At 29.0% G+C, this 16,417-nt stretch carries 15 protein-coding genes; 7 read left to right on the top strand and 8 right to left on the bottom strand.

Going from position 1 to position 16,417, the window contains the following annotated elements; all coding sequences use genetic code 11:
• Positions 1–71: 71 nt before the first annotated feature.
• Positions 72–818: a DUF542 domain-containing protein gene (locus WHD07_RS02175; RefSeq protein ID WP_343329872.1), complete on the bottom strand. Its 747-nt coding sequence runs from the start codon at positions 816–818 to the stop codon at positions 72–74.
• A 248-nt stretch (positions 819–1,066) separates the two neighbouring features.
• On the opposite strand from WHD07_RS02175, the gene WHD07_RS02170 reads away from it, so the two are divergent.
• Positions 1,067–2,503, top strand: coding sequence for an aspartate aminotransferase family protein (locus WHD07_RS02170; RefSeq protein WP_343329871.1), 1,437 nt, complete (start codon positions 1,067–1,069; stop codon positions 2,501–2,503).
• Here WHD07_RS02170 and WHD07_RS02165 read toward each other — a convergent pair.
• Complete coding sequence (locus WHD07_RS02165) at positions 2,472–3,692, bottom strand: hypothetical protein (RefSeq protein WP_343329870.1); 1,221 nt, start codon at positions 3,690–3,692, stop codon at positions 2,472–2,474. The two genes, WHD07_RS02170 and WHD07_RS02165, sit on opposite strands and share 32 nt — an antisense overlap.
• A gap of 8 nt (positions 3,693–3,700) precedes the next feature.
• Complete coding sequence (locus WHD07_RS02160) at positions 3,701–4,135, bottom strand: Rrf2 family transcriptional regulator (protein WP_343329869.1); 435 nt, start codon at positions 4,133–4,135, stop codon at positions 3,701–3,703.
• Positions 4,136–4,280: 145 nt separating this feature from the next.
• Between WHD07_RS02160 and nirK the strand changes: the two genes are divergently transcribed.
• From nirK to WHD07_RS02135, 5 genes are all read left to right on the top strand, one after another.
• Positions 4,281–5,735 (top strand): copper-containing nitrite reductase, encoded by a 1,455-nt coding sequence (gene nirK / locus WHD07_RS02155; protein WP_343329868.1) that lies wholly within the window; start codon positions 4,281–4,283, stop codon positions 5,733–5,735.
• A 19-nt stretch (positions 5,736–5,754) separates the two neighbouring features.
• On the top strand, positions 5,755–6,525 hold the full coding sequence (locus tag WHD07_RS02150; protein ID WP_211296707.1) for a formylglycine-generating enzyme family protein: 771 nt from the start codon (positions 5,755–5,757) through the stop codon (positions 6,523–6,525).
• Positions 6,526–6,529: 4 nt separating this feature from the next.
• Entirely contained in the window at positions 6,530–7,246 is a 717-nt protein-coding gene (locus tag WHD07_RS02145) for an SCO family protein (protein WP_343329867.1), read from the top strand.
• A 1-nt stretch (position 7,247) separates the two neighbouring features.
• Complete coding sequence (gene ric / locus WHD07_RS02140; protein ID WP_343329866.1) at positions 7,248–7,970, top strand: iron-sulfur cluster repair di-iron protein; 723 nt, start codon at positions 7,248–7,250, stop codon at positions 7,968–7,970.
• Between the two features lie 168 nt (positions 7,971–8,138).
• Positions 8,139–9,938: a hypothetical protein gene (locus WHD07_RS02135; protein WP_343329865.1), complete on the top strand. Its 1,800-nt coding sequence runs from the start codon at positions 8,139–8,141 to the stop codon at positions 9,936–9,938.
• A 76-nt stretch (positions 9,939–10,014) separates the two neighbouring features.
• On the opposite strand, the gene WHD07_RS02130 is transcribed toward WHD07_RS02135, so the two are convergent.
• The 3 genes from WHD07_RS02130 to WHD07_RS02120 all read right to left on the bottom strand — a co-directional run bounded on the left by WHD07_RS02130 (position 10,015) and on the right by WHD07_RS02120 (position 14,069).
• On the bottom strand, positions 10,015–11,286 hold the full coding sequence (locus tag WHD07_RS02130; protein WP_343329864.1) for an adenylosuccinate synthase: 1,272 nt from the start codon (positions 11,284–11,286) through the stop codon (positions 10,015–10,017).
• A gap of 39 nt (positions 11,287–11,325) precedes the next feature.
• Entirely contained in the window at positions 11,326–11,775 is a 450-nt protein-coding gene (locus tag WHD07_RS02125; protein WP_105048678.1) for a Fur family transcriptional regulator, read from the bottom strand.
• Between the two features lie 74 nt (positions 11,776–11,849).
• Positions 11,850–14,069, bottom strand: a complete 2,220-nt coding sequence (locus tag WHD07_RS02120; protein ID WP_343329863.1) for a RelA/SpoT family protein — start codon at positions 14,067–14,069, stop codon at positions 11,850–11,852.
• A gap of 106 nt (positions 14,070–14,175) precedes the next feature.
• On the opposite strand from WHD07_RS02120, the gene WHD07_RS02115 reads away from it, so the two are divergent.
• Positions 14,176–14,652, top strand: a complete 477-nt coding sequence (locus tag WHD07_RS02115; RefSeq protein ID WP_343329862.1) for a hypothetical protein — start codon at positions 14,176–14,178, stop codon at positions 14,650–14,652.
• Here WHD07_RS02115 and WHD07_RS02110 read toward each other — a convergent pair.
• Positions 14,649–15,881: a M48 family metallopeptidase gene (locus WHD07_RS02110; RefSeq protein ID WP_343329861.1), complete on the bottom strand. Its 1,233-nt coding sequence runs from the start codon at positions 15,879–15,881 to the stop codon at positions 14,649–14,651. The two genes, WHD07_RS02115 and WHD07_RS02110, sit on opposite strands and share 4 nt — an antisense overlap.
• A 67-nt stretch (positions 15,882–15,948) precedes the next feature.
• Positions 15,949–16,401, bottom strand: coding sequence for a GNAT family N-acetyltransferase (locus tag WHD07_RS02105; RefSeq protein ID WP_343329860.1), 453 nt, complete (start codon positions 16,399–16,401; stop codon positions 15,949–15,951).
• Positions 16,402–16,417 lie beyond the last annotated feature (16 nt).

Genomic DNA, 16,417 nt, shown 5'->3' with positions numbered 1-16,417 from the left:
TTGACGAATTTGAAGCAAAAATAATGAAAAGAAAATGGCTACCTATTAAAGAAAACTAAAAATTAGCTTATTTAAAGATCTAAAAGTAAAGATTTTTCTAATTTTTTTGCTTTCGGAAATAAGATGTTATTTTCTATGTGCATGTGGTTAGAAAGTAATTCCTCAAATTGTTGTAATTTTAAATAAAGTACTTTGTACGAAATACATGTGTTTTCTGGAATTTTGTAGTTGTTTGTTAATTTGCAAATCTTTTTAAATATTTTACTCACTTTTTCATGTTCATCTTCAATAGATTCTATGGGGCTATTTAAGGGAGAATTGCTAATGTTTACAACAATTTTTTTATTTTTTGCCTCTACAAGTTTCTTGATATACGGAAAAATAGTTCTTTCTTCATTTTTCATGTGTTCTAGAATAGTATCTGCATTTTTTTGTATTAATCGATTAACCTTTAAAAGTTCTTTATATTCTTTGCCATATATTTTAGCAACTTTTTCGCCATATTCTTTTAAAAATAAGATGTTTTCTTCTTTATATTCATGTTGAATATTTACTAAAAAATCAATTAAAAAATCTAGCTCCCAAGAATTATAATCTTTTAAATAATAAACTTTATTATTTACGGCCTTTAAATCATTAACAATATTTTTTATGTTGACCTTTTTTTTATCACATGCTTTAGTTAATAACATGTTGCCATGAACACTAAAATCTATTTTATATTTTTTAAAAACCGAGGCTGTATTAATGTTTTTTGTAACAATAGTAGCAACACTTTTATTCATTAGATCTTTCACAATAAGAGACTTTGAATTCATTACAAATTTGGTGTAGTTATTAGTGATAAAAAATGACTTTTGTCACTATTATAAATAATTGCAAATAAATAAGTTAAAACAATATGATTTTCGGAAAATAGGCCTTTAAAACATGCATAAATAATAGTTATATGCAAAATAAAAAAAAGTGATTATTTGAGGTATAATAGATTAAAATTCGAATAAAATTGATTTTTATCTTCTTTAGAAATTTAAGTTCATGTAATTTGCAAAAAAATTATAATTTCATGAAATCACCTTTTTATTTAACAAAAGAAGAAATGCAATCTTATGGCTACAAAATAGTAGACCTAATAGTAAATCATTATGATGAAGAGGAAAATAAAAAGCCTGTAAGTAAAGCTTCTAGAGAAGAAATGGATTCTATTTTTTTAAGAGAAGCGCCAGATAATGCAACGCCTGCAGATGAAGTGTTAGATTTTGTGGCTAAAAATGTATTGCCAAATACCAATATATCTACGCACCCTAAATCTTTTTCTTTTGTACCAGGTCCAAGTAATTTTATAAGTACCATGGCAGATTCTTTGGCAACAGGATTTAATATTTTTTCGGGTGGATGGATTGTTTCTCCTGCCGCTGCAGAACTAGAAATTGTTACTTTAAATTGGTTGTTAAAAATGTTCGACTTTCCGGTAACAAAAGGAGGTGGAATTTTTACAAGTGGTGGATCTATGGCAAATTTAACAGCTTTAACCACTGCTAGAAGAATAAAATGTGGCGATGATTTTTCCAATGCCGTTATTTATTTATCAGACCAAGCACATTCATCTAATATTAAAGCAATTAGAGTTTTAGGCTTTAAAAAAGAACAAGTAAAAATCATTCCAACAGATTTAGAATTTAAGTTTAGTATAAATAAACTTAAAAACGAAATCGCAAAAGACCAATTAGAAGGAAGAAAACCATTTTGTATTATTGCTTCTGCAGGTACTACCAATACTGGTACTGTAGACCCGTTAGATGCTTTGGCAGATATTTGCGAAAAAGAAAATCTTTGGTTTCATATTGATGGAGCATATGGAGGTGCCGCAATATTATCTAAAAAAGGAAGTAGAATTTTACGAGGTATAGAGCGTGCAGATTCTTTAACTGTAGATCCTCATAAATGGTTTTTTCAGCCTTATGAAATTGGTTGTTTATTAGTAAAAGACGCCTCTTGGTTAAGCAATACGTTTAGCGAAAAACCAGAATATTTAAGAGATATTGAAGGAAATGAATCTGAAATTAATTTTTATGATTACGGAATTCAATTAACAAGAAGGTTTAGAGCATTAAAATTTTATATGTCTATTAAAACCTACGGATTAAATGCTTTTAAAAAGGCAATAACGTACAATATAGATTTAGCAGATAAAACAGAAGATACACTTAGAAAAAGTAAAAACTGGGAAATTGTTTCTCCTGCAACTTTGGCTATTATTAATTTTAGGTACAATCCTTTAAATAAAGATTTAACAGAAGAAGAATTAGATAAATTAAATCAAGAAATATCGTCTAAAGTTGTAGATTCTAAAGAGGCACTTTTGGTTACCACTGTTTTACAAAATCAAGTAGTTATTAGAATGTGTTTAATAAACCCAAAAACTACTTTAAAGCATGTTACAGACACTTTAAATCAATGTGAAGTATTTGCTAAACAAGTTCTTTTGGAGTGGAATAAATAGTTTTTAAATTAGAAATAAAAATACCTAAAACACCTATAGGTAGTAGTGCTGAAACAAGTACTAAAATTACATAATAATTATTGATGATAGAAAGTTGCTGCCAATTACAAAAACCTTTGTAAAAAATAAATACTTCAGAAAGAATAAAACCAGTTAAATAAATTAGTATCCATTTTTTGGGAATGGATATTAATTTATTCTGATGTAAAAAAAACAAGATACTTAGACTAATAACACCTAAAAAAACCAAGTGTAAATATCCTATTACAAAATCTTTTATTTGGTAAGATAAGGTTGCAAAATACGGAATTGCAGTAATTGTTTGTATTATTATTTTTAAACAAAATAACACAAAAATTAAGCGGATTAATTTGAAGAAAAATCGACTTATTTTATCCTTTAAAAATGTTTTCTGTTCTTTAATTATCGAATAAAAAAAGAGTAAAGAAAAGATTTGAATAACACTTCCTAATACCGCTATTATATAGATAGTTATAGGTGGGTTTATCCATAAAAAAGATAAAGCCAAAGTAAAGATACAACTGGCAATCATCAACCTAAAAAAAGTAGAGATTTTTTTTGAAGAAATAACACGATTATTTTTTTCTAAAAAGTGGAAAAATAACCCAAGTAAACAAAAAATAAACCAACCGTTGTATTGAAAATGTAAGTAAAAATAAATTGCATTTTTATACCAATGAGAAGTGCTTCCTAAGGTGTTTATAATAATTCCTAAAGCCCAAGGGCCAACACTAGAAATAATCATAAATATAAGTGATGTATTTATAAATTTATAAGCAAAACTACCTTTGTTAAAATTGTTGTTTTTTCTAAAGAAAGCATAAAACCAATAAGAACATATAATAAATAGAGTAGAAAAAATAATAGAAAATAAAGCATATCCAGTTATTGGAAAGCTAACTAACATCCCTAAAATTGTAACCTGAGTGCTTAAAAATAATTTTGAATACTTTTTTTTAGCTTCTTCTTTTATAAATAGATGAAAAATTAAAGTTGTTAATCCTATATATACCCAGCCTAAAAGTGCCACGTGAGAATGCGTGTGAACAATAAATTTATAATTGGCATTTACATTTGTAGTAGGAAAAAGACGCAATAAAATACCTAAAGACGCAGCGATTAAAAAATAAAAAAGTGCTACAAAACTTTGTGTTTTAGCTTTAATCATATTAAAAACTATAAAGTATTAATAAGGTTATTGTCTTTAGCGTATTCTTTAGCCATTTCTAAGATTGTTTTATTTTTAAGTTTTTGTAGTAATTTATTTTTAAAAGGTACATATAAATGATGGATTACACAGGGTTTATCATCACTACATTCTGTTTGACCTAAATAACATTGATTAAATTTTTCTGCATCATCTACACAATCGATAATATTATACAGGGTATTTTTATCGTTTCTATCCGTTAGGTAAAAACCTCCATGAGGACCTTTAACAGAACTTATAATATCTTTTTTTGTTAATTCTTGTAATGTTTTGGCTAAAAACGGGGCAGGTATGTTTAATACTTTGGCTATTTTCTTAGAACCAATTTTATTGTCTTCGGATGAATTATTTGCTAAATAGAGAACTGCTCTAATGGCATATTTACTAGAATTGGTTAACATGTTTTTTTTACAAAAATATAAAGATATTTTTATCTTTTTATATGATAATTATCATTTTTACTTATTGCAAACTATAATATTTTTGTTGTAAATAATAAAAGACAAAACAATCTTTTATTTTAACCAACATTAAAACAAAGAAAAAATGAGACTTTTAAAAACAGTATGTTTATTATTCGCATCAGGCTTACTGCTAACGAGCTGTAAGAGTGAACCAAAAAAAGAAATGGCAGTGGTAGATAATTCTTCCATTTATATTAAAGGAACTATAGAGGCAGAATTAACTTCACCGCCTTTTGTACCTGCGCCAGTAGGTAATAGAACCGCAAAGAAATTATTGATAGACATGGAAATTCTTGAAAAAGAAGGAACCATGACAGATGGTGTACAATATGTGTATTGGACTTTTGGTGGTTCTGTACCTGGAAGTTTTATTAGAGCTAGAGTAGGAGACGAAATAGAATTTACGTTGTCTAATCACCCAGATAATAAATTACCACATAATATAGATATGCATGCGGTAACTGGTCCTGGAGGTGGAGCAACATCTTCTTTTGTAGCGCCTGGTCATAAAAAAACGTTTTCTTTTAAAGCATTAAACCCTGGTTTGTTTGTGTACCACTGTGCTACTGCACCTGTAGGAATGCATATTGCAAACGGAATGTATGGTTTAATTTTAATAGAACCAGAAGGTGGTTTGCCTAAAGTAGATAAAGAATATTACATTATGCAAGGAGATTTTTATACAAAAGGTGCCACTGATGAAAAAGGTTTACAAGCTTTTGATATGACAAAAGCAATTAAAGAAGATGCAGATTATGTAGTTTTTAATGGTAAAGTTGGTGCTTTAACTGGAGACAACGCTATTACTGCAAATGTGGGTGAAACAGTTCGTTTATTTGTAGGGAATGGCGGACCAAACTTAACATCGTCTTTTCATGTTATTGGAGAAATCTTTGATAAAGTACATATAGAAGGAGGATCTATGATTAATGAAAACGTGCAAACAACTTCAATTCCTTCTGGAGGAGCTGCTATTGTAGAATTTAAAGTAGAAGTTCCTGGTACATTTATTATTGTAGACCATGCTATTTTTAGAGCTTTTAATAAAGGGGCTTTAGGAATGTTAAAAGTAACCGGAGAAGAAAATAAAAAATTATATTCTGGTGTTAAGCAAGAAGGAATTTATCATCCAGAAGGAGGTACTATTCAAACAATGCCAAATAATGATAAGAAAAAAGTGGCTGTAAGTAACGTAGAAAAACCTTTAGCTAAAAAAATAGCTGATGGTAAACAAATTTATATGACTACTTGTTTTGCTTGTCACCAAGCAGAAGGACAAGGAATTCCGAATGCGTTTCCTCCTTTAGCAAAATCAGATTATTTAAATGCAGATGTTAAAAGAGCTGTAGGTATTGTTTTAAACGGAAAAACAGGAGAAATTACTGTAAACGGAAACAAATACAATAGTGTAATGACCAAACAAACACTTTCTGAAGAAGAAGTTGCAGATGTGCTTACTTATGTTTATAACTCTTGGGGAAATAATAAAACCAATGTAAGTGTAAACACTGTAAAAGAAGTAAAAAGCAGTCATTAAAAACCTTAATTAAAAAAAGATGAAAACTATTTTAAGATTGACAATTTGTTTATTCCTCCTAAATGCAACGTACACAAGTTGTCAATCTAAAATGGTACAAATTAAGGGAGGAGAGTATTTGCCTTTGTATGGTAGAGATTCTTTAAATGTTAAAATAAAGGATTTTTTAATAGACGTATATCCTGCAACAAATAGAGAATATGTAGACTTTGTAAAGAAATATCCAAAATGGCAAAAAAGTAAGGTGATAAAGTTATTTGCAGATGAAAGCTATTTACGCGCATGGAAATCGGATACTATTTTAGGTGAAAACCAAAAAGAAAAATCGCCAATTACTCAAGTATCATGGTTTGCAGCAAAAGAATATTGCGAATGTCAAGGAAAAAGATTGCCAACAGTAGATGAATGGGAATATGTAGCAATGGCAAATAAAACCATACCCGATGCAAGAAGAGAAGAGGCTTATAATCAGTTTATTTTAAGTTGGTATGAAAAGCCAAAAACGTTTAATCAAACCATAGGGTCTACATTTAAAAATTATTGGAATGTGTACGATTTACATGGTTTAGTTTGGGAGTGGACTATAGATTTTAATTCGGTATTGGTTTCTGGAGAGTCTAGAAAAGATGTAGATACAGATAATAATTTATTTTGTGGTAGTGCCGCTGTAAATGCAACAGATTTAATGAATTATGCTGCATTTATGAGATATGCCATTAGAGGAAGTTTAAAAGCAAAATACACCATGAAAAACCTTGGTTTTAGATGTGTAAAAGATATTAAAAAATAGAAAAATGAAAACACTTAAATATTTATTATTGTTGGTTGTAACCGCTACGTTATTAGTTTCTTGTGATAAAAAAACATCAAAAGAAACGGATAAAGTTGCATATCAATGTCCTATGAAATGTGAAGGGGACAAAGTCTATTCAGAAAAAGGAAATTGTCCTGTTTGTGAAATGAAATTAAGGCCAACATCAAAAGTAGCAACAAAAGTTCTGTCTAGTTTTATTTCTGAAGAATCTATTTTTAACCTAACAACAAAATGGAATACACAAGATGGTAAAGAAATTGAGTTGAAAGAGCTAAAAGGTAAAACTTTAGTAATGGTGATGATTTATACAACTTGTAAAGCTGCTTGCCCGAGGTTAACAGCAGATATGAGAAATATTGAAGACAAAATTCCTGCAGATTTAAAAAATGAGGTTGAATTTGTTTTAGTCAGTATAGATCCTGTTAATGATACTTCAGAAAAATTAAAAGCCTTTGCGAAAGAAAATTTTTTAGAAGGACCACAATGGACTTTGTTACAAGGTACAGAAAGTGGGGTTAGAGAATTTGCTAATGTTTTAGCGGTAAAATACAAACAGATTTCTCCTTTAGACTTTTCTCACTCTAACATTATAAGTGTTTTTAATCCAGGAGGAGAATTAGTGCATCAACAAGAAGGTTTAGGTGTTGATAATAAAGAAACAATTAAAAAAATTATAGAAACAATTAATACTCATTAAAATGAAAATTACAAAAGATAATACAGTGGCAGAAGTAGTTACCTATAATATTAAAACTGCAGATGTATTTAAAAAACACGGAATAGACTTTTGCTGTGGCGGAGGAATATCAATAGAAAAAGCATGTAAAAAACATAATGTTTCTTTTGAAGAAATGGAAAAAGAACTATTAAATATAAACAATCCAACGTCTAATGCTTATAATTATGATAGTTGGAAACTAGATTTTTTAGTAGATCATATTATAAATATTCATCATGCGTATGTTACAGAAAGTACGCCTATAATAATACAGTATGCTGCAAAAGTAGCAAAAGTTCATGGCCACCATTATACAGAAGTTGTAGAGATTAATAAATTGTTTATAGAGGTTGCAAATGAATTAGCTGCCCATCTAAAAAAAGAAGAAATGGTTTTGTTTCCTTTTATTAAGCAATTGGTAAAAGCAGAAAAAGAAGAAACAAAGGCACCTAAACAACATTTTGGTACGGTAAATAACCCTATTAGAATGATGGAAGAAGAGCATGAAAATGCAGGTGACATTTTAAAAGAAATAAAACGTCTTTCTAATAATTATACACCACCAGAAGGAGCTTGTAATACGTTTAAAGCCTTGTATGCAAAATTAGATGAGTTTGAACAAGATTTACATCAGCACATACATTTAGAAAATAATATTTTGTTTCCAAAAGCTATTCTTTTAGAAAAGAAAAATAACCAATAACATATTATACAATTTCCCCTAAAGTGTAAAAGCTGAGTGTTAACTTCTTAATGCTCAGTTTTTTTTATTTTATTTCTTAATTTTTTAATGACAATGGTCATGTTTTTTAGAAACAATTAAACATACATTGCAAGCTTAGTAAATTTAATTTAACATTTAAAATAAACAATGAAAAAGGCACATTCATTTCACATTCCTGTAATGGGAATTGGCTTTACAATAGACTCTCCTTTAAAAGTAGCACAATTTGGTATAGATTCTGTTATTTCTTTGGTAGATGATATTTTAGTAGAAAAAATGCGTAAAATTTACAGCGAAAAATTTGAAATACCTTATAAAGAAATTTCAGATAAAGTTGATGATTTTAGAGCAAAGAGAATTACCTCTTATTTAAATCTATTACACGATCAAACAGAAGAAAAATTTAATCAATTAAAAAATATTACTTCAGAAAAAAGTAAGGCTTTAAAAGATTATATTCATATGTTACCAGAATATTCTTCTTTAAAAAAAGAGTTTCATAAACTTACAGAAGAAGGTGTAGATTTTTCTAAGATAAAAGATTGGGCAAATAAAAATTTGTCTATGGGGAGTATCGATGTCAATATTATGACCAAAATTGATAAAGCAAATTATTTAGATAAAGAAATGTTACCTATAGAGTATAATGATGCGCATGCAGCTTTAAGAGGTTTTTCTGAAAGTAAATTAGCTTCATCATTAGTACTTTCTGCAGGTATGAATCCTAGATTATATGCTTATATGAGTAATTTTAAAGATTTTTTTCCTGATGAAAGCGGTTACATTAAAAAGAAAATTATTTTAAAGGTAAGCGATTATAGATCTGCTCTTATTCAAGGAAAATTTTTAGCTAAAAAAGGCTTATGGGTTTCAGAATATAGAATAGAATCTGGATTAAATTGTGGTGGACACGCCTTTGCAACAGATGGTTTTTTAATGGGACCTGTTTTAAAGGAGTTTAAAGAAAATAAAGAAACTCTAAAAAGTACAACATTATCATTATTAATGGAAGCTTTAAAAGATGCCGATAAAATTTTACCTGCTAAGGATTTAGAATTAAAGATTACCACTCAAGGTGGTGTTGGTACCGATGAAGAACATGCTTTTTTAATGGAAGAATATCAATTAGATTCAGTAGGGTGGGGAAGTCCGTTTTTATTGGTTCCAGAAGCTACAAGTGTAGATGCCAAAACGATGGAAAAATTGGCAAGCGCTAAAGAAGAAGACTTGTATTTAAGTAATACATCTCCATTAGGCGTTCCTTTTAATACGCTTAAAGGCAATACAAAAGATATTCAAAAACAACAACATATCGATAAAAATAGACCAGGTAGTGCTTGTCCTAATAAATTTATCGCTTTAAATTACGAATTTAAAGAAACAGGTTTGTGTACTGCATCAAGAGAATATCAGCATTTAAAATTAAAAGAATTAGATGCTTTAGAGTTATCCGCAGAAGATAAAGCACGCAAGTACAATGCAATTATTGAGAAATCTTGCATTTGTGTTGGTTTAAGTACTTCTACATTAATTTTAAATAATGTAAGTACCAAAAAAACGGGCGATGGTGTTTCTGTTTGTCCTGGACCTAATATGGCATATTATGATAAAGTAATGAGCTTACGTGGAATTACAGATCATATTTATGGTAGAAAAAACATGATATCTAGAATAGACAGACCTAATGTTTTTGTAAAAGAGTTATCGCTTTACGTTACGCATTTACAAAAAAAAGTGGCGGATATTAAAGCTACAATAGATAAAAAACAATTGCGTTATTTATTAAAGTTTAAAAAGAATTTAGAAGCCGGAATTGAGTATTATACAGAATTGTTTTTAGAGAAAAAAGATGCCTTTGTAGATCAAAAAGAAGCGCTTTTAAATGCACTTCAGTTTCAGCAACATAAATTAATATTAATTAGCGAAGAAATAGAAAAGTTAAAGTAATTTTTTAGAATTGAACATAAAAAAGCATCTTTCAAAATATTGAAAGATGCTTTTTAATTTTATAGTAAATTACTAATTATCTAGTAATTGTTTGTTTTCTATCTGGACCAACAGAAACGATAGATACAGGAACTCCTGTTTCTTTTTCAATAAAAGCAACATAGTCCATTAAATTCTTTGGTAATTGGTCTGCAGAAGTCATTTTTGTTAAATCATCTTCCCAACCTTTAAATTCTGTATAGTTAACAGAAACATTTTCTGGCTCTATATTGTATGGTAAGTGAGAAATCTCTTCACCTTTATAATTGTAAGAAGTACAAACTTTTAAGGTATCAAATCCAGATAAAACATCACCTTTCATCATCATTAATTGTGTTACACCGTTTACATCTACAGCATATTTTAATGCTACTAAATCTAACCAACCACAACGTCTTGGTCTACCTGTTGTTGCACCAAATTCATGACCAATTCTAGCCATATCTTCACCATCTTTATCAAATAATTCAGTAGGAAAAGGTCCAGAACCAACACGAGTAGTGTATGCTTTAAAGATACCAAAAACTTCACCAATTCTATTTGGAGCAACACCTAAACCAGTACAAGCACCTGCTGCAGTAGTGTTAGAAGAAGTTACAAAAGGATAAGTACCAAAGTCAATATCTAATAAAGATCCTTGTGCTCCTTCAGCTAATATTGTTTTTTTATCTTTTATAGCTTGGTTTAAAAACTCTTCACTATCAATAAAAGCTAAAGTTCTTAATTTATCAATTCCTCTACAAAATTCTGCTTCTAATTCTTTTAAATCATATTCTACTTGAACATCAAAGAATTCTAACATTTTAATATGTTTAGCTGTTAAAGCATCATATTTTTCTTTCCAATCTTCTAATTCTAAATCTCCAACTCTCATTCCGTTTCTACCGGTTTTGTCCATATAAGTTGGGCCAATTCCTTTTAATGTAGAACCAATTTTAGCTTTTCCTTTAGATGTTTCTGAAGCTGCATCTAATAATCTGTGTGTTGGTAAGATTAAGTGTGCTTTTCTAGAAATTAACAATTTAGACGTATAATCTATGTTGTGTTTGTCTAGATTTTCTAATTCTTTTTTAAAGATTACTGGGTCAATTACAACTCCATTACCAACTACATTTAAAGCTGTTTTATGGAATATTCCAGAAGGTATTGTGTGTAAGACATGTTTATGTCCGTCAAAAATTAAAGTATGTCCCGCATTTGGACCACCTTGAAAACGTGCAATGATATCATAGTTTCTTGTAAGTACGTCTACAATTTTACCTTTTCCTTCATCTCCCCATTGTAATCCTAGTAATAAATCTACAGCCATTATAGTTGTGTTAATTGTTGTTTATTGTTGTGTTGTTAATTAAGATTTGTTTTTTTTTGTTCCGTAAAAATAAAGTGAATGATTATGAATATCAATATCAAAAACGTCTTCTATTGTTTTCTTTATAATTTGTATTCTTGGATCACAAAATTCTTTAACTTCTCCAGAATCGGTAAAAATAACGTGATCGTGATTTTTATCGAAATAACTTTTTTCATAACGCGCCATCGATTGTCCATCAAATTGATGTTTTCTAACCAAACCGCAATCTAAAAGTAGGTCTATGGTATTATAAAGTGTAGCTCTACTAACCCTATAATTTTTGTTTTTCATTTTAATATAGAGAGATTCTATATCAAAATGCTCGTCGGCTACATATATTTCTTGAAGTATAGCATAGCGTTCTGGAGTTTTTCTATGCTTATTTTCTCCTAAATAGGTAGTGAAAACTTTTTTTACTATTTCTTGATTTTCAAGAGGATTACTCATTTATGAATGATTTTTTACAAAAAGCAAATTTACAGTTATTTCTTAATAAAATAAGACTTTTAATCAAATGATATTTACAAAGTATTAACACGTTCTACTTTTTTTACGCCTTCTATTTTAAGAAGGTTTTTTATTAGTTTATCTAATTGTGAGCTATTTTTAACACTAATAGAAATTTTTCCTTCAAAAACGCCCTCATCTCCTTTAATGTTTATACTGTTAATAAAAACACCCATATTGTTAGAAATGGTACGAGTTACATCGTTTGCCATTCCTTGATTGTCAACTCCTGATATTTCTAAAATTACTTTAAAATCTTGTTTGGTAGAATCAATCCATTTTGCAGGCATAATTCTATATGCGTAGTTCGATTGTAATGAAATAGCATTCGGACAGTTCATTTTATGAACTTTTATCCCCTCATTTATTGTTAAAAAGCCAAAAACTTTATCTCCAGGTATTGGATTACAACATTTAGAGAGTTTATAATCTAGTTTTTGTTCATCTTTTCCAAAAACTAAGGCATCAAATTTTTGAGTTACCGCATCGGTATCCGGATGTTCTTTTTCGGCCGTGTTTCTAGTTAATTTGGTTTTAAAGAAATTTAAAATTTTACTATTTCGTTGCGATACAAACGCTTTTAAAAGTGTATTGTCAATAGCACCATTTCCTATTCTATAAAATAAATCGAAACTGGTTCTTAATTTAAAATAGTTTACAAGCTCATTAACCGTTTTATCATTAAAAGTAATTTTTAAATGACGTAGTTTACGCATTAAGATGGCTTTTCCTTCTTCTGCAATTAACTTTTCTTCTTCATTTAAAGCAGCTCTAATTTTTGCTTTTGCTCTTGCGGTAATTACAAAATCTAACCATCTAGAATTGGGTTTGTTAGAGGCTGTAGTTATTACTTCTATTTGGTCACCACTTTTTAGTTGATGACTTAAAGGCATTAATTTTCCGTTAACTTTTGCGCCTCTACATTTTAAACCAACATCTGTATGTATAGAAAATGCAAAATCTAAAGCAGTAGCATTTTTTGGAAGCGATTTTAAATCACCTTTAGGAGTAAAAACGTAAATTTCTTTAGAATATAAATTCAGTTTAAAATTTTCTACAAAATCAACGGCATTTAAAGTCTGCGTTTCTAAAGTTTCTTTTAATTTATTTAACCAATCTTCTAATCCGTTATCTTTTGTTTCTCCTTGCTTGTATTTAAAGTGTGCTGCATAGCCTTTTTCTGCAATTTCATTCATTCTGCTAGAACGAATTTGCACTTCTACCCATTGAGAATCTGGCCCAACTACGGTAATGTGCAAGGCTTCATAACCGGTAGATTTAGGTTGCGAAATCCAATCTCTTAATCGAGTAGGGTTTGGCTTAAAATAATCGGTTACAATGGTATAAATTTTCCAAGCATCAAATTTATCATCATTAGAGTTGGGTTCATATATAATTCTAATAGCATATTTATCATAAACCTCATCAAAAGTTACATTTTGATTGATCATTTTTCTACGAATAGAATAAATAGATTTAAACCTACCTTTTATTTCGTATTCAAAATTTTCTTTATCTAAACCAGATTTTAAAGTATCCTCAAAGCGTTGTAAATAATTTTTCTGATCTTCTTTACTTTCTTTTATTTTACCTAAAATTCCGTAATAAGCCTCTGGTTCTGTATATTTTAAACCTAAATCTTCTAATTCTGTTTTTATATTATACAGCCCTAATCGATGTGCTAAAGGAGCATAAATGTATAATGTCTCAGATGCAATTTTTACCTGTTTGTGTGCAGGCATTGCATCCATGGTTTGCATATTGTGCAGTCTGTCTGCAATTTTTATCAAAATAACCCTTACATCATCATTTAATGTTAAAAGCATTTTTCTAAAATTCTCTGCTTGTATAGAAGCGTCTTGCTCTTTGTTTAAGCGAGAAATTTTGGTTAATCCGTTTACAATTTTGGCAATAGTTTCACCAAAAAGATGTTCCATATCTTCTATGGTATAATCTGTATCTTCTACCACATCGTGTAAAAGGGCAGAAGCAATAGAAACGGCATCTAAACCAATTTCATAGGCAACAATTTTGGCAACAGCAATTGGATGGTAAATATAAGGTTCGCCGGTTTTTCTACGTTGCTGAGAATGTGCATCTACAGCAATATCAAAGGCTTTTCTAATAAGTTCTTTATCTTCTTTAGATAAAATCTCATAAGTTCCTTTTAGCAAATCTTTGTATCGTTTTGCTATCTCTTTATTTTCTTCTTCTATGGTTACTGTGTATTCCAAAAACTGAATTTTAAAATTGGGGTTAACTTAAAGTGAAATTAGCAATAAGTATTTTAACATACAAGTATTTCGTTTTCTAAATGCAATTATTTGCTATTTTTGTCCTATGAAAAACATTGGTCTCGCTTTATTACTCTTATTTTTTAGTTTTAACATCTATTCTCAAGATAAAAAAACAAAAAATGCTCTTTTTGAACTTCAAAAAAAGAAAGTTTCTATAAATATTGATAAGGATATTTTTACAAATGTTTACCAAAACATGTACGTATCAAAAAAACCAGAAGCTTTAGTTTTGGCGGTAATTATTCCTATTTCCTATGATGCTCAAAAAGATAAGATAAACAACAAAGCAATAAATAAAGGGATTCCTTTTAAAGGAGAAAAAAAGTTAAATAAAGAAAATGTTTTGGTCTTTTCTGGTACTATAATTAAAAAAGGTATTGAATTTGCAAAACACATATATTACATTAAACAGCAACAAAATACTTGTATAGAATTAACCACAATGTTAGCTGTTAATGCACCTACTAAAGATAAAAATATGATAAAGGATATTGTTAACTCTGTTATCGAAAAAAATTAACTTTCTAAATTTTCTATTCTTTCCAACAAAGTTGGATGTGAGTAATGCGCAAAAACGTATGCAGGATGCGGAGTTAAATTACTTAAACTATTTTTAGATAATTTTTTTAGTGATGTTATAAGTGCTTTTCCTTCAAATGTTTCTTTAGCAAAATTATCTGCTTGATATTCAAATTTCCGCGACATATAATTCATAAATAATCCTGTTATTTCTGAAATTGGCGAATATAAAATTCCGAAAGCAATTAAACCAATATGAAAACTTGGTTTTGCAACCCCTAATGCTTCTGATAAAATAGGTGTATTAATAAATAGTGAAAGAATAAAAAGAGTAAACCCTGTTAAAAGAATTGATGAGATTAGATTAAAAATGATGTGTTTTCTTTTATAATGACCAACTTCGTGTGCTAAAACAGCTACAATTTCATCTGTATTTAAATCGTTAATTAAGGTATCATACAAAGTAATTCTTTTTTGAGAACCAAAACCAGAGAAATATGCATTTGCCTTTGTAGAACGTTTAGAGCCATCAATTACAAATATATTATTGATGGTAAAACCTACTTTTTTAGCATATTTTTCTATGGCAGCTTTTAATTCGCCATTCTCTAACGGACTTTGCTTATTGAATAAAGGAACAATCAGTTTTGCATAAAACATGTTCATAAACAAAGAGAATACTGCTACTAGAATCCAAGCGTAAATCCAGAAATTTTTACCTGTCAGTTGATAAAACCATATAATTAAAGCTAAAATTCCGCCACCTAATAAAGCACCCATTAACAAACCCTTTGCTTTATCTAACCAGAAAGTTTTTATAGTAGATTTGTTAAAACCAAACTTTTCTTCAATAACAAATGTGCTGTAATAGGAGAGCGGCGTGGTCATAATTTCTGAACCTAACATAATGATTCCAAAGAAAATTAAAGCCACCAAAATAGGGTTCTCTGTATATGTCCTTGCAAAAGAATCTACATATTTAAAACCGTCTACAAAAAAGAAAATTAAGGTTAATAGTGTAGAAAATAATGTGGTTATGTTAGAGAATTTTGCACTTGTTTTTTTATAAGCCTGTGATTTTTTATATTCTTCTTCATCATAAACATCTTTTAGTTTTTCAGGAATTTTATCATCAAAATGTTTTTCATTTAAAACATCTAAGATTTTATCAACAATAAAACTGATAATTATAATGGAAATAATAATGTAAAATAAAGTAGTTGGTTGCATAAATATTTTGAAAAATTTGACTTATAATTTGTGTGCCATTTTTTGATAATAGAAAGGATTACTTTTATTAAAAATGTAATTTCATACCTTCGTGCGTCCCTTTAAAACCTAAGTTTTCGTAAAATTGAATGGCTCTAGGTCTTTGTTTATCTGAAGTTAATTGCACTACATGTACTCCTTTTTCTTTGGCTCTTTGTATTGCCCATTCAAATACTTTTTTTCCGATTCCGAGTCCTCTTTGATCATTTCTTATAAAGACATTTTCTATTTGTGCTCTTGTACCGCCACAATAACTTAAATATTGAATATAGGTAATTTGTAAAGTTCCGATAACTTCAAGATTCTCGTTTTCTACAACAATTAATTCTTGATTTTTATCGGCATCAATTATTTGAAATGCTTTTAGATAAGAATCTGGTAGAGGGGTTTGAAAGTTTTCTCTTTTTTTACCAAGTTCATCATCTGCCATCATTTCTACGATTATAGAAATATCTTTTTGAGTTGCTTTTCTAAAAATCATTACTTTTTACACTTTA

The organism is Polaribacter staleyi (genome assembly GCF_038024045.1).
In the GTDB taxonomy this organism is placed as follows: domain Bacteria; phylum Bacteroidota; class Bacteroidia; order Flavobacteriales; family Flavobacteriaceae; genus Polaribacter; species Polaribacter butkevichii.
Note: the sequence above shows the minus strand (reverse complement) of the source record. Positions and strands in the feature narration are given on the sequence as shown.